14 protein-coding genes and 1 pseudogene are annotated in these 13,644 nt (G+C 70.9%); 3 read left to right on the top strand and 12 right to left on the bottom strand.

Translation table 11 applies throughout. From position 1 onward, the window contains the following. The 4 genes from AB0305_RS20585 to rimP form a co-directional block, all read right to left on the bottom strand. Positions 1-267, bottom strand: a 267-nt coding sequence (locus AB0305_RS20585) for a translation initiation factor IF-2 N-terminal domain-containing protein (protein ID WP_366173875.1), incomplete at its 3' end; no start/stop codon positions are given. A gap of 152 nt (positions 268-419) precedes the next feature. Further along, on the bottom strand, positions 420-761 hold the full coding sequence (locus tag AB0305_RS20590) for a YlxR family protein (RefSeq protein WP_364137137.1): 342 nt from the start codon (positions 759-761) through the stop codon (positions 420-422). Between the two features lie 214 nt (positions 762-975). Then, entirely contained in the window at positions 976-1,956 is a 981-nt protein-coding gene (gene nusA / locus AB0305_RS20595; protein ID WP_290258361.1) for a transcription termination factor NusA, read from the bottom strand. Further along, positions 1,956-2,570, bottom strand: coding sequence for a ribosome maturation factor RimP (gene rimP, locus AB0305_RS20600; RefSeq protein WP_290258362.1), 615 nt, complete (start codon positions 2,568-2,570; stop codon positions 1,956-1,958). The genes nusA and rimP overlap by 1 nt, the downstream gene beginning before the upstream one ends. Positions 2,571-2,727: 157 nt before the next feature. Here rimP and AB0305_RS20605 point away from each other — a divergent pair, with 157 nt between their 5' ends. The 3 genes from AB0305_RS20605 (at position 2,728) to AB0305_RS20615 (ending at position 5,810) form a co-directional block, all read left to right on the top strand. Then, on the top strand, positions 2,728-3,903 hold the full coding sequence (locus tag AB0305_RS20605) for a DUF4439 domain-containing protein (RefSeq protein WP_366173878.1): 1,176 nt from the start codon (positions 2,728-2,730) through the stop codon (positions 3,901-3,903). Between the two features lie 114 nt (positions 3,904-4,017). Continuing rightward, entirely contained in the window at positions 4,018-4,749 is a 732-nt protein-coding gene (locus tag AB0305_RS20610; RefSeq protein WP_364137132.1) for a VIT family protein, read from the top strand. 23 nt (positions 4,750-4,772) lie between these two features. Continuing rightward, positions 4,773-5,810 (top strand): aminoglycoside phosphotransferase family protein, encoded by a 1,038-nt coding sequence (locus tag AB0305_RS20615; RefSeq protein WP_364137130.1) that lies wholly within the window; start codon positions 4,773-4,775, stop codon positions 5,808-5,810. A 36-nt stretch (positions 5,811-5,846) separates the two neighbouring features. Here AB0305_RS20615 and AB0305_RS20620 read toward each other — a convergent pair whose 3' ends face one another. The 8 genes and pseudogenes from AB0305_RS20620 to AB0305_RS20655 all read right to left on the bottom strand — a co-directional run. Then, positions 5,847-7,295, bottom strand: a complete 1,449-nt coding sequence (locus AB0305_RS20620) for a pyridoxal-dependent decarboxylase (RefSeq protein WP_364137128.1) — start codon at positions 7,293-7,295, stop codon at positions 5,847-5,849. 90 nt (positions 7,296-7,385) lie between these two features. Further along, positions 7,386-8,180 carry a TSUP family transporter gene (locus AB0305_RS20625; RefSeq protein ID WP_364137126.1) on the bottom strand — a complete coding sequence of 265 codons (795 nt, stop codon included), beginning with the start codon at positions 8,178-8,180 and terminating at the stop codon, positions 7,386-7,388. A gap of 12 nt (positions 8,181-8,192) precedes the next feature. Beyond that, positions 8,193-10,004 (bottom strand): proline--tRNA ligase, encoded by a 1,812-nt coding sequence (locus AB0305_RS20630; protein ID WP_364137124.1) that lies wholly within the window; start codon positions 10,002-10,004, stop codon positions 8,193-8,195. A gap of 475 nt (positions 10,005-10,479) precedes the next feature. Next, positions 10,480-11,367 carry a GNAT family N-acetyltransferase gene (locus AB0305_RS20635; RefSeq protein WP_364137325.1) on the bottom strand — a complete coding sequence of 296 codons (888 nt, stop codon included), beginning with the start codon at positions 11,365-11,367 and terminating at the stop codon, positions 10,480-10,482. Then, positions 11,330-12,496 carry a flavodoxin-dependent (E)-4-hydroxy-3-methylbut-2-enyl-diphosphate synthase gene (gene ispG, locus AB0305_RS20640; protein WP_290258369.1) on the bottom strand — a complete coding sequence of 389 codons (1,167 nt, stop codon included), beginning with the start codon at positions 12,494-12,496 and terminating at the stop codon, positions 11,330-11,332. The genes AB0305_RS20635 and ispG overlap by 38 nt, the downstream gene beginning before the upstream one ends. Positions 12,497-12,544: 48 nt before the next feature. Beyond that, complete coding sequence (locus tag AB0305_RS20645; protein WP_290258370.1) at positions 12,545-12,838, bottom strand: YciI family protein; 294 nt, start codon at positions 12,836-12,838, stop codon at positions 12,545-12,547. Between the two features lie 50 nt (positions 12,839-12,888). Next, a complete protein-coding gene (locus AB0305_RS20650) occupies positions 12,889-13,431 on the bottom strand; it encodes a hypothetical protein (RefSeq protein ID WP_364137121.1) in 543 nt (180 codons plus the stop codon). After that, positions 13,428-13,644 (bottom strand): annotated as a pseudogene (locus AB0305_RS20655) (MarR family transcriptional regulator); the annotation flags it as partial. The pseudogene AB0305_RS20655 and the gene AB0305_RS20650, both read right to left, overlap by 4 nt.

Raw genomic sequence — 13,644 nt, forward strand, 5'->3', positions numbered from 1 at the left:
GGGAGCTTCGGCCTTGGGCGCGGCCGGAGCCGGCGCGGGGGCCGGGCGGTTGGCGGCGGGGCTGGCCTTGGGGGCGGACGCGGGCGCTTCGGTCTTGGAAGCGGCGGGAGCGTCGGGGAAGGCGTTGCGGAGTTTCCGCACCACCGGTGCCTCAATTGTGGAAGAGGCGGAGCGAACAAATTCGCCCAGTTCCTGCAGTTTTGTCACTGCATCTTTGGAAGTAATACCGAGCTCTTTGGCGAGCTCATGTACGCGGACCTTGGCCACATTTCTCCTGTCTCGGTCCGCACCGAGCCAGGCACGAACCGTCTACTTCTTACTGCGGGCCTCCGCCGCGGGTGCAGCTGAAAGGCCCATTGCAGAGCGCAACAAAGTTGTCATCGTTGCGTACTCATCGCTGGGAACTCATCGGGTTTCCATCAGTTTTCTGACCCGCTTTCAGGTTGGACGGTTGTTGCTGCGGCCACCGGGGTGTCTGCAGCGTGCGTGCCTGCCAGGATCCGGCGTTCGACGTCGTCCGTTCCGGCGACGCCGTTGAGGGCGCGTCCGAACGCACGGCGTTTGACCGCCAGTGCCAGGCACTTTTCGCTGGGGTGCAACCATGCTCCCCTGCCTGCCATCCGGCGTCGTTCGTCGACCACGACGGCGGTTGACCCGCCGGCGCCGGCGACCAGCCGGAGCAGTTCCGACCGCGTTCCCTTCTTGCGGCACCCGATGCAGGTACGTTGCGGCTGATTCCCGAGCTGCTGAGTTTCTGCCACTGCGAGTATCTTCCTGCCGTAACCACCTGCCGGCCCGGCACGTCCGCTGGGAAAGCCGCACGCGCCGAGGGCACAAGGATGCCGGCCCGAAGGCGCGGTCACTGTCTATTCTAGCCCTCCGGCGCCCCGGTCCCGAAACGGGCAGGTCCGGGGAAACGGCGTTCGGCCCCGGGCAGGGGCTGCGCCGGGGCCGAACGTGGAGATGAGGGAGGGACTACTTGTCCTTGTTCTCCGCCGCGTCCGAGACGATGTCGATCCGCCAGCCGGTGAGCTTGGCGGCCAGGCGGGCGTTCTGGCCCTCCTTGCCGATGGCGAGGGAGAGCTGGTAGTCCGGGACCACCACGCGGGCGGACCGGGTGGCCTCGTCCGTGATGGTGACCGAATTCACCCGCGAGGGCGAGAGCGCACTGGCGATGAAGGTGGCCGGATCGTCGCTGTAGTCGACGATGTCGATCTTTTCCTCGTTCAGCTCGGTCATGACGGCGCGGACGCGGGAGCCCATCTCGCCGATGCAGGCACCCTTGGCGTTGACGCCCGGGATGTTGGCCTTGACCGCGATCTTGGTGCGGTGTCCGGCTTCACGGGCCAGCGCGACGATTTCGACCGAGTGGTCCGCGATTTCCGGGACCTCGAGTTCGAAGAGCTTGCGGACCAGGCCGGGGTGGGACCGGGACAGCGTGATGGACGGGCCCTTGGTGCCGCGGTGCACGTCGATGACGAAGGCGCGGAGCCGGTTGCCGTGGATGTACTTCTCGCCGGGGACCTGTTCGGGCGGCGGCAGCAGCGCCTCCACCGTGCCGAGGTTCACCTGGATCATGTGCGGGTTGTTGCCCTGCTGGATGGTGCCGGCGACGAGTTCGCCCTCGCGGCCCTTGAACTGGCCCAGGACGTTGTCGTCCTCGGCGTCGCGCAGGCGCTGCAGGATGATCTGCCGGGCGGTGCTCGCGGCGATCCGGCCGAAGCCGGCCGGGGTGTCCTCGAACTCCCCGACGGGTTCGCCGTCGTCGTCGATCTCGGTGGCCCAGATGGTCACGTGGCCGCTCTTGCGGTCCAGCTCGGCGCGGGCCTTCTCGAAGGCGCCAGGCGTCTTGTGGTAGGCCACCAGGAGGGCCTGTTCGATGGTGGGGATCAGGAGATCCAGCGGGATTTCACGCTCACGCTCCAGGAGTCTCAGCGCGCTCATGTCAATATCCATTAGGCCTCCTCGGAAGGTCCATTGTCGTTCTCCAGCGGCGCCTCTTCGAGGTGGCTGAACTCTATCTCGACTTTTCCACTGCGGATCCTGTCGAAAGGAAGCTTCACGGGGTCGCCCTGCTTGGGCTTCATCCCCTTCTTGACGGCCAGTTCGGGCACCAGCGTAACGCCGGAGCTGTCCACGGACTGGATCCGGCCGGTGACGTTGTCACCCTGGATGACGTTGACGGTGACCATCCGGCCGCGGGCGCGGTGCCAGTGCCGCTCTTCGGTGAGCGGGCGGCCGACGCCGGGCGAGGACACCTCGAGCTCGTACGGCCGGGAATCCGTGCTGGGGTCCTCGTCCAGGATGTCCGAAAGGGTCTTGGAGATCTCCGCGATCACGTCGAGGCTGACGCCGCCGGTTTCCTCCTGGGGCAGGTCGACGACGACGTGGACCACCCGGTTGGCGCCGGCAATGTGAATGGAGACATCTTCCAGGTACAGCCGGTTGGCCTGGACCGCGGGGGCGAGGAGCGCGTAGAGCCGCTCGGCCTCCAGGTTGTGTGCGGGGGCGGCGTCAGCCTTCCCCGATCCGGTCCGGCCTGTCGAAGTCGTGGCTTCTGCGTTGGTCATGATGCCGCCCGCCTCCTGCTAGATGATGTTGTGAGTACTAGCGTAGCGACAATCGCGGCCGGTGGCGCACTCCAGTTCCGGCCGCCGCACCGCCGCCGGGCCTCTCCAGACCCCCACCGCGGTGGCTCGCGTGCGGGCCGTGCCAAAATGGTCTGTTGTGAATGAGGAGACCAGCGGAGAACGACGGCGGGCCCGGCTGCCCCGCAACCTTCCCCGGCTGGCGTTGATCGTCGTCCTCGCCGTGGTGGTGCTGACTTTGGGGCTGGTGGTACGCCCCGGCAAGCCCGCGGAACCGGCTCCGCCGACCACGTCGGAGAAGGCCCTGGCCGCCGCCCTTACCGACACCCTGGAGCTCCGTTCCGACGCGGAACGGCTCACCGGCGCGGGGACCGCCGCGTACGGCACTGTGAGTTTCCTGACAACCCAGGCCAGGGCGCTCTGGCGGCCCGGGTCGGCCACCGCTTCGGCGTCCCCGTCTCTGGCGCCCTCCGGCGCGGCGTCCCCGTCCCCGTCCACCGCGTCCCCGTCCCCGTCCACCGCGTCGGCGTCCCCGGGCCAATCCCCCGCGTCTGCGTCCCCGTCAGCCGCGCCCGTGACGGCCGCGTCGCTCGTCACCGCACTGGACGCCAGCGGGCGGCAACGCCTGGCCGACGCCGCCTCCGCGGACCCGGGGACAGCCCGCCTGCTCGCCTCGATCGGCACCGGCCAGCTGCTGCAGGCCTCCGCGGTGGCCGCCGCGACCGGCACGCCGGACCCGGCATCGACGGGCGCCGCAGCGTCGGCCCCCGCCAGCGCCGCCCCGGCCCCCGGGTCCGCGACACCGGCCCCTTCGGCCTGCCCGTCCGCGACGGTTTCCTCCTCAGCCACCCCCTCCGCGTCGGCGTCACCGGCGCGCGCGGACCTGGCGAACGCCCTCGCCGAGGTGATCAGCACCGAAAGGGAAACCGTTTACGCCTACCAAGTGGCCCTGACGCGTCTGGACGGCCCCGGGGCCGCCGCGGCCGCCACGCGGCTAACCCGCCACGAGGCCCTCGCCGCGGCCGCCGAGTCGCTGGCCCGGCAGCACTGCGCCGCCGCTCCCCCGCGGCAGGCCGGCTATGCACTGGACCCCGCGGTCCTGGTCTCGCCGGCGGCCGGGCTGCGCGGGCTGGAATCCGGCTCGCTGGCGGCCTATGCCGACCTGGTGGGCCTCAGCGACGGGGCCACCCGCCAATGGGCCGTGTCCGGGCTGCTGGAAACCGGCCGCCGCGCCGCCGCCTGGGGCGCCGCGCCGGAGCCGACCCCGGGCCTGTCGGTGGACCCCGCGGAACTGCCCACGCTGCCTGCAAAATAGGCTGGCCGGGCGGGAAATAAGCCTGGATGTGCCACGAATCAGGGTAGGCGCTGCTTACTTTACTTAGCCTCCGAATACTGGCGGCGGTTGCGGCGCTGATGGTTGGCTGTTCGCATGGAAACCAGCCAGGCACCCGTCTTTCAAGAAAATGAACCGCACCGCAACGACCTCGCGCACCGGCTGAACTGGTTGCGCGCCGGCGTCCTCGGCGCCAACGACGGGATCGTCTCGGTCGCCGCGATCGTGGTGGGCGTCGCTGGCGTGACGACCGACTCCGGCCCCATCCTGATCGCCGGTGCCGCCGGCGTCGTCGGCGGTGCCATCTCCATGGCCCTGGGTGAATACGTGTCTGTCAGCAGCCAAAAGGACAGCCAGGAGGCGCTGATCGAGAAGGAACGCCGCGAACTGGCCGAACAGCCCGAGGAGGAGCTCGCCGAGCTCACCGCCATCTACCAGGCGAAGGGCCTCAGCCCGGAAACCGCCGGCGCCGTGGCCCGGGAACTGACCGCCCACGACGCGCTCGGCGCACACCTCGCGGCCGAACTGAACATCGACGAAACCGACATCGTCAGCCCCTGGCACGCCGCCCTCGCGTCCGCCATCGCCTTCCTGGCCGGTGCCATCCTGCCGATGCTGGCGATCCTGCTGCCGCCGGAAAACATCCGCGTGCCGCTCACCTTCGCCGCGGTGCTGGTCGCGCTGGCCGTGACGGGAGCCGTCGGCGCCTGGATCGGCGGCGGCTCAAAGGCCAAGGCCGCCATCCGGGTCGTGATCGGCGGCGCCGCGGCTCTGCTGGCCACCTTCCTGATCGGCAACTGGCTGGGCACCAGCGGCTTCGCCGGCTGAATCGCCGACACTACGCTGGGACGGTGACTTCGCCCAGCCCCGTCCCGATCCCCGCCGCCCTCACCCGCAGATACTCCCGGACCGCCGAGGGCCGCGCCTGGCTGGCGTCCCTACCGGGCGTGATCGCGGACGCCCTTGAGGCGTTTTCGCTGGTCCTTGACCTGGCGCCCGGCGCGGAACCGTGGAGCGGGCACGGCGCCGTGGTCGTCCCGGTGCGGCTGAACGACGGCACGCCGGGTGTACTGAAGGCCGCCTACCCGCACGAGGAATCCCGGACCGAACACGTCGCCCTCGGGCTCTGGGAGGGCCGGGGCGCGGTCCGGCTGATCGCCGCCGACCCGGAGGCGGGCGTGCTGGTGCTGGAGCGCCTGAAGGCTACCCGTTCGCTGCAGGAGGTGCCCCTTGCGGCGGCCGCCGCGGTCTGGGGCGGCCTGGTCCGCCGGCTCTCGATCGCCCCGGACGGCCGCCCCGCCTGGCGCGGCTTTGAACAGGTCGCCGCCGTGGCCGAGCGGTGGAGCGACGAGTTTCCCGAGCGCTGGGAGGCCCTGGGCCGGCCCTTCCCCCGCTGGCTCCTGGAGGCCGCCCTGGAGGTCTGCCAGACCCGGGGCGTGGTGGGCCGGCGCTCCGGCGTCGACGTCCTGGTTCACGCCGACCTGCACTTCCTGAACATCCTGGCCCGTCCCGGGACAGCGGCCGGGTCCGGGGATCCGGACGATTACCGTGCCATCGACCCGCACCCGCTGGTGGGTGAGGCGGAGTTCGCGGTGGCGCCGCTGCTCTGGAACCGGCTGGCCGAATTGTCCGCCGCCGATCCGGCCGCGGCGCTGCTGGAACGCTGCCAGGAGTTCAGCGCGGCCGCGGGCCTCGACGGCGACGTTGCCCGGCAATGGGCCCTGGCGCGGGAAGTCGAGAATGCGCTCTGGTACACGGAGGAACGGAACGACGGCGGCCGGACTCGGTCGCTCTGGGTCGCCAGCACCCTCGCCGGGCGGACCCTCGACGGGCTGCCCATGCCCGCCGACCTGCCGGTCCCGGGCGCCTCCGGCCCCTCCCGCGGCTAGGCAACAACGACGAGGTTGCCGCGCCAGGCGTCCGCGCTAGGTGCCCGCCTGCTCAGTCGCCTGCTCACCGGCGTCCCGGACGGCGGCAAGCGCGTCCCGGACCGCCGCCACCGCTGTGGCCACGTCGCCGTCGTCGGTGCTCCAGTTGCTCACCGAGATCCGCAGGATGTCCCTGCCCCGCCAGCGCGAACCGGACATCCAGACCCGGCCGTCGGCGATGATCCGGTCCGTTACCGCCCGGGTGGTGGCGTCATCACCGAAGGCCAGGGAGACCTGGGTGTAGACGACGTCGTTGAGCACCTCGACGCCCTCGAGCGCGGCCAGCGCCTCGGCCAGTTGGCGGGCACGGAGCACCAGCCCGCGGACCTGCCCGGCGACGCCGTCGCGGCCGAGGGACTTCAGCGCGGCCCAGACCGGCACGCCGCGGGCCCGCCGGGACAGCTCCGGCACGGTCTCGAACGGATCGGCGGCCCCGTCGGCGGCCTGGATGAGGTAGCTGGTGTGCAGGCCCATCGCCGCCCGGAGCGCGGTGACGTCCCGGACCACCGCGATCCCGCAGTCGTAGGGCACGTTGAGGGTCTTGTGCGCATCGGTCCCCCAGGAGTCTGCCCTGTCCAGCCCGTCGGTCAGGGCGGCCAGTTCCGGCACGGCGGCGGCCCAGAGGCCGAAGGCCCCGTCCACGTGCACCCACGCGCCGTGGGACTTGGCGACGGCGATGGCCTCCCGGAACGGGTCGAAGGCACCCGAATGCAGGTTGCCGGCCTGCAGGCAGACCAGCAGCGGCACGGATCCGGTACCCGGACCACCCTCGGCAACCGCCGCCCCGAGGGCGCGGTCCAGGGCCGCCGGGTCGATCCGGCCCTCCGCGTCCGCCCGCACGGCGGTGGGCCGGCCGAGCCCGAGGTAGCGGAGCCCCAGGTCAATGGTGTCGTGGCGCTCGGCACCCGCGAAGCAGCGGATCCGCGGCGCGCCGGAGAGGCCGTCGGCGTCGGAGTCCCAACCGGCGTCCTGCAGCAGGCGCCAGCGCGCGGCGGCCAGGCCGGTGAAGTTGGCCATGGTGGCGCCGGTGGCGAACCCCACCCCCGACTCCTGGGGCAGGCCCAGCAGCTCGAGCAGCCACCGGCCCGCGGCCTCCTCGATGGCGGCGGTGGCGGGGGTGGCGAAACGGAGCCCGGCGTTCTGGTCCCAGGCACTGACCAGCCAGTCCGCGGCCAGGGCGGCGGGCAGCGTCCCGCCGATCACCCAGCCGAAGAACCGGCCGGAGGGCATGGCCATCAGCCCGGGTTCGGCCTTTTCCGCGAGGTAGTCCACCACCTCGGCAGCGGGGGTGCCGCCGGACGGGAGCGGGCCGCCGAAGTCGGCCGCGAGTTCGGCGGCGCTCCGGGCGGGGCCGATGGGACGGGACTGCTGGCTCTCCAGCCACCGCCGGGCGTGCCCGGCCGCGGCGGCCAGGGCGTCGCGGTAGCGCTCACCGGGTGCTGACATAGCTGCATGCTACGCCCGGCCCCGACACCGCGGCAGGGCCCTGCGGTCCCCGGGAGCCCGGCGCCCGGCACGGAGCCCTTAGCCGAAGTCTCAGCCGAGGGTGTCGTGCCAGACGTCGGAGCCGAGCTTGATGATGAGCACGCCCACGACCACCAGGAACACGATCCGGATGAACTTGCTGCCCCGGCTGACGGCGGTCCGGGCACCGAGGTAGCCGCCGGCCATGTTGGCCCCGCCGAGGACCAGGCCCAGGCCCCAGAGCAGGGAGCCGTGCGGCAGGAAGAACAGCAGCGCCCCGGCGTTGGTGGCCATGTTGACGATCTTCGCCTTGGCGCTGGCCTCGAGGAAGGCGTAGCCCATGGCGGACACCAGCGCGATGATCAGGAAGGACCCCGTTCCGGGGCCGATCATGCCGTCGTAGAAACCGATGACGCCGCCGATCAGGCAGGCGATGACGTAGTGGCGGTGCCCGTTGTGGCGGAGCTTGGTCAGCTCGCCAACGTTGGGCTGCAGCGCCGTAAACAGGGCCACGGCCACCAGCGCGGCCACGATGATCGGTTTGAAGACGCTCGCCGGCAGGGTGGCGGCCAGGATAGCCCCGCCGAAGCTGCCGGCCAAGGCGATCACCGCCATGGGGATGGCGGTGCGCAGGTCCGGCCGCACCCGTCGGTAGTAGGTCACCGCGCTGGTGGTGGTGCCGAAGATGGAGCCCATCTTGTTGGTCGCCAGCGCCTGCACCGGGCTGATGCCCGGCACCAGGAGCATGACCGGCAGCTGGATCAGTCCCCCGCCGCCCACGACGGCGTCGATCCAGCCGGCCGCGAAACCGGCCACCACCACCAGGATCAGGGTGGTGAGCTGGATTGATTCAAGACCCGAAAGCATCCCCGGGCCGGGTCAGGCGTTGCGGACGGCGTTGACCACGTGGTCGACGGCCCGATCCACGGCGATGTTCTCGGCGTTGCCGCTGCGGCGGTCCTTGATCTCGACGACGCCGTCCACCAGGCCGCGGCCGACGGCCAGGATGGTGGGCACGCCGACGAGTTCGGCGTCGCCGAACTTGACGCCCGGGGAGACCTTGGGACGGTCGTCGTAGATGACCTCGAGGCCGGCGGCCTCCAGTTCGAGCGCGAGCTTCTCGGCGGCGGCGAAGATCTCCTCGCCGCGTCCGACGGCGACGACGTGTACGTCGGCGGGGGCGACGGCGCGGGGCCAGACCAGGCCCTTCTCGTCGTGGTTGGACTCGGCCAGGGCGGCCACCGCGCGGGTGACGCCGACGCCGTAGGAGCCCATGGTGACGACGACCTGCTTGCCGTTCTGGTCCAGGACCTTCAGGTCCAGGGCCTCGGCGTACTTGCGGCCGAGCTGGAAGATGTGGCCCATTTCGATGCCGCGGGCGGTTTCCAGCGGGCCGGAGCCGTCCGGGGCGGGGTCGCCGGCGCGGACTTCGGTGGCCTCGATGACGCCGTCCCAGCCGAAGTCGCGTCCGGCCACCAGGCCGAAGACGTGCTTGCCGGCCTCGTTGGCGCCGGTGATCCAGGCGGAGCCGCTGACCACGCGGGGGTCCACCAGGTAGAGCAGCTTCGACGCGCCCTCGGAGCCCAGCAGCGGGGCGTCCGGGGACAGGCCCGGCCCGATGTAGCCCTTGACCAGCAGGGGCTGCTTCTTGAGGTCCTCCTCGTTGGCGGCCTCCAGGGTGATCTCACCGGCGATCGGCAGGAAGGATCCGATGGTGGCCTCGACGCGCTTGAGGTCCACGCCGCGGTCGCCGGGGACGCCGATGACGACGAGCTGGCGCTCACCGGTGGGCAGGGTGACGGCGAGCACGACGTTCTTCAGCGTGTCCGCGGCGGTCCAGGCGCCGCCGTCGGCCTCGCTGCGGGGCGCCAGGGCGTTGGCGGCCGCCACGAGGGTGTCGATGGTGGGGGTGTCCGGGGTGTCGCGCACCTCGGCGGCGGGGGCGTTGGTGAAATCGATGTCCGCGGGAACCACGGTGGTGACGGCCTCGACGTTCGCCGCGTAGCCGCCGGCGGACCGGACGAAGGTGTCCTCGCCGATCTCGGTGGGGTGCAGGAACTCCTCGCTCTTGGACCCGCCCATGGCGCCGGCCGTCGCGGTGACCGGGACGACCTCGAGGCCGAGGCGCTCGAAGATCTTCAGGTAGGCGCTGCGGTGGGCGGCGTAGCTGGCGTCCAGGCCGGCGTCGTCGACGTCGAAGGAGTAGGAGTCCTTCATGATGAACTCGCGGCCGCGGAGCAGGCCAGCCCGGGGGCGTGCCTCGTCGCGGTACTTGTTCTGGATCTGGTAGATACTCAGCGGCAGGTCCTTGTACGAGGAGTACAGGTCCTTGACCAGCAGGGTGAACATTTCCTCGTGCGTGGGGGCCAGCAGGTAGTCGTTGCCCTTGCGGTCCTTGAGCCGGAAGATGCCCTCGCCGTACTCGGTCCAGCGGTTGGTCGCCTCGTAGGGTTCCTTCGGCAGCAGCGCCGGGAAGTGGACCTCCTGGGCGCCGATCGCCGTCATCTCCTCGCGGATGATCTGCTCCACCCGGCGCAGGACGCTCAGGCCCAGCGGCAGCCAGGTGTAGATACCGGGGGCCGCGCGGCGGATGTAACCTGCTCGGACCAGCAGCCGGTGGCTGGCCACCTCGGCGTCGGCGGGGTCTTCACGCAGGGTGCGCAGGAACAGCTGGGAGAGTCGAAGGACCACTGGAGGGGTATCCGTTTCTGAGAAATGCGGGGCCTCCGGGGAGGCACGAAATGTCCAGCTACCAATCTACCGCCTCGCCGCGGCGCGGGTTCCCGGGCGACGCGGGTTGTGCGGGTGGCATGTGTCCGGGCGGGAGGCGTCAGGGAATGGGACGGGCCGCGCCCCGGCGTGGAAGCCCCTGGCCGTTTCCGGCTGGTCATCCGTCGTGGCGCGGCCCCGCGACCCCAGTGCCGCTTTTATCAAGGCTGTTAACCCTGGCCCGAGCCTGCCCTTCCGGGCGGCTGCGGGGCCAGTTGGTGGTTCCCCCTGAGACCGCTCGCGCCTTCTCGGCGCGGCTAGCTAGAACCTATGTGATCCCCGTCGCCAAAACAAGAGTGTGCCCTTATATTTTTGTCACAAGTCGGTGACATGACGTGTCTCGGGCGGGGTGGAACGGCGCCGTCCTTGGACAGCGCCGTCCTAGAAGAGCGCGGTTTTAGAAGAGCACCGTCGCGAAGCTGCCGGCCTGTTCGAAGCCCACCCGCTCGTAGCTGGCCCGGGCACGGACATTGAAGTCGTTGACGTAGAGGCTGGTCACCGGAGCGAGCCGCTGGGCCAGGAGCACGACGGCAGCCATGTACCCGGCGCTAAGGCCGAGCCCGCGGTGGGTGGGGTTCATCCACACGCCCTGGACCTGCGTGACGGCGGATGTGACGGCGCCGAGTTCGGCCTTGAAGATGACCTCGCCGTCGGGCCCGAGGTGGACCATGGAGTGCCCGGCCCGGATCAGCCCCTTGACCCGCCGGCTGTAGAACTCGCGGCCGCCGAGGTAGGGCGAGTAGCCCACCTCCTCCTCGAACATAGCGGCGCAGGCGGGGAGGATGCGGTCGAAGTCGGCCATCTGCCCGAAGCCTAACGCCGGATTGGGCTCGATCAGCGGCGTGCCGCTGATGGTCATGAGCGGTTGGTCCGCCCTGATCTCCTGGGCGGTGTGCCCGAGGTCCTCCATGGCCGCGTGCAGCGCCAGTACGGCCTCGGCGGGGCCGAAGATGGAGGCGTAGCGGCGACCGGCGCGGTGTGCCGCGGCCGCGATGAGGGGTGCGAGGTCGGCATCCAGTTCGACCGGCACCAGGTTGGCCCCGGCCCAGCAGGCCGAGACGAGGGCCCCGCCGTCGAACACGCCGAGGATGCTGGCGCCGCCGGCGGTTGGCGCGGCGGTGCCGGCGGATTCGAGGTGGGACAGGATGAAGACGTTCGCGACGGGGTCGCGCCGCGCGAGATCGCGGAGGGTGCCGGTGTCGCCGGCGCCGAGGAGGCGGACGGCGGCACCGGCCTGGGTACCGTCCTTACGAAACGCTAACCACGGGGCCACCCTTGACAGCATCTTCGCCATCGGCTTCCCCCATCTCTTCGGCGAGGCGCATAGCCTCTTCGATCAGTGTTTCGACGATCTGGTTCTCGGGGACGGTTTTGATGACCTCGCCCTTGACGAAGATCTGGCCCTTGCCGTTGCCGGACGCCACGCCGAGGTCAGCCTCGCGGGCCTCGCCGGGTCCGTTCACCACGCAGCCCATGACGGCCACTCGCAGCGGCACCTCCATGCCCTCCAGGCCGGCGGTGACTTCCTCGGCGAGGGTGTAGACATCCACCTGGGCGCGTCCGCAGGACGGGCAGGAGACGATCTCGAGCTTGCGGGGGCGCAGGTTCAGCGACTGCAGGATCTGGTTGCCCACCTTGACCTCCTCCACCGGCGGGGCGGAGAGGGACACGCGGATGGTGTCGCCGATACCGCGGGAGAGCAGCGCGCCGAAGGCGGTGGCGGACTTGATGGTCCCCTGGAAGGCGGGGCCAGCCTCGGTCACGCCGAGGTGCAGGGGCCAGTCACCCTTTTCCGCGAGCATCTCGTAGGCGGCCACCATGACGACGGGGTCGTTGTGCTTGACCGAGATCTTGAAGTCGTGGAAGCCGTGCTCCTCGAACAGCGAGGCTTCCCAGACGGCGGACTCGACGAGCGCCTCCGGGGTGGCCTTGCCGTACTTCTTCATGATGCCGGGCTCCAGCGAGCCGGCGTTGACGCCGATCCGGATGGAGGTGCCGTGGTCCTTGGCGGCGCGGGCGATTTCCTTGACCTGGTCATCGAACTTGCGGATGTTGCCGGGGTTGACCCGGACCGCTGCGCAGCCGGCCTCGATCGCGGCGAAGACGTACTTCGGCTGGAAGTGGATGTCCGCGATCACCGGGATCTGCGACTTCTTCGCGATGATGGGCAGCGCCTCCGCGTCGTCGGCGGAGGGGCAGGCCACGCGGACGATGTCACAGCCGGAGGCGGTGAGTTCGGCGATCTGCTGCAGGGTGGCGTTGATGTCCGTGGTCGGCGTGGTCGTCATGGACTGCACGCTGATCGGGAAGTCGGAGCCGACGCCGACCGAGCCGACCTTGATCTGGCGGGTTTTCCGGCGCGGGGCAAGAACGGGGGGCGGTGCCGACGGCATTCCGAGGCTGACCGAGGTCACGGGGACTCCTCTGGGATCGAAGCGTAGTGCGAAGGGTGGGCGGGCCGCTTAGGCGGAGTGGCCGGCCAGCAGGCCGGTCACCGGCGCCCAGGCCGTGGTGCGGATACCGGAGATGGCGCTGGCGGCGGCGAACGGGTCCTGCTTGAGCAGCTCGCTCAGGGCCTGCTCGTCGGCTGCCTTGAGGATCAGCAACGCGCCGGCGCCGTCGGAGTACGGGCCACTGGCCAGCAGGGTGCCGTCCTCGGCCAGGCCGGCGGTCCATTCCCGGTGGGCGGGGCGGGCGGCGGCGCGGGATTCGGCGGACTCGGCGTCGTAAACGTACTCAACAGCAAAAACAGTCATACGGCTACCCTATCCCCCAGTCCGCCGGGTTCCCATCCATCGGCCCGGTTTCAGGCCTGCAGCAGAACCCTCGCCAGCGCGGCCACGCCGGCGGCCCACAGCATCGAGGTGAGGGTGCCGATGATGAACCTCTCGGCCGCGACCGGGGTTTCCTTCAGTTCGGCGAACCGGCCCAAGCCCTTGATGGCGACCACGTAGGCGATGGCCACGGGCTGCCCGGCCAGAATGGCGAGGGCGACGGCGAGGCGTTCCAGCACGCCGATGATCGCCCCGCCGCGCAGGATGCGGGTGCCGACGGCGGCCGCCGGGACGGGCGCGGGGGCTGGGGTCTCGGGGGTTGGAGTCTCAGTGCTTGGTGCTGCCGGTACTTCCGGGGTTCCGGCCGCCGTGGTTGCCGCCCCGTCCGTGGGATCGTCGCTCCAGCCGGGACCGGCGTCGGAGTCGCTGCCCGTGGTGCCGTCAACCGCGTCGGCCGCCTGCCCGGCGTCGGCCCTGTCGTCGATGGTGCGGGCCAGGCGGAAGACCAGGGCGGTGACCGGCCAGCCGGCAAAGCCTGCCGTCACCAGCGCCAGTGTGATCCAGAGGGCGTTCACCGGTCTCCTTCGCTCGGGGTGCGCGCGGCGTGGCCGTCCGCGCCGGCGGTCTGGCCGTCGGCCAGGGCCAGCAGCATTTCTGCCGCTGGCCGTGCCGCCCATTCTTCCTGCCAGCCGGAGCGAAGCAGGGCACGGCTCACCGACTGCTCCGTGATTCCCAGCGCGGCGGCGGCGGCCTTCTGGCTGCCGTGGGTGCCGGCGCGCCCGTCGCGG

It is taken from the genome of Arthrobacter sp. NPDC080086, assembly GCF_040702285.1.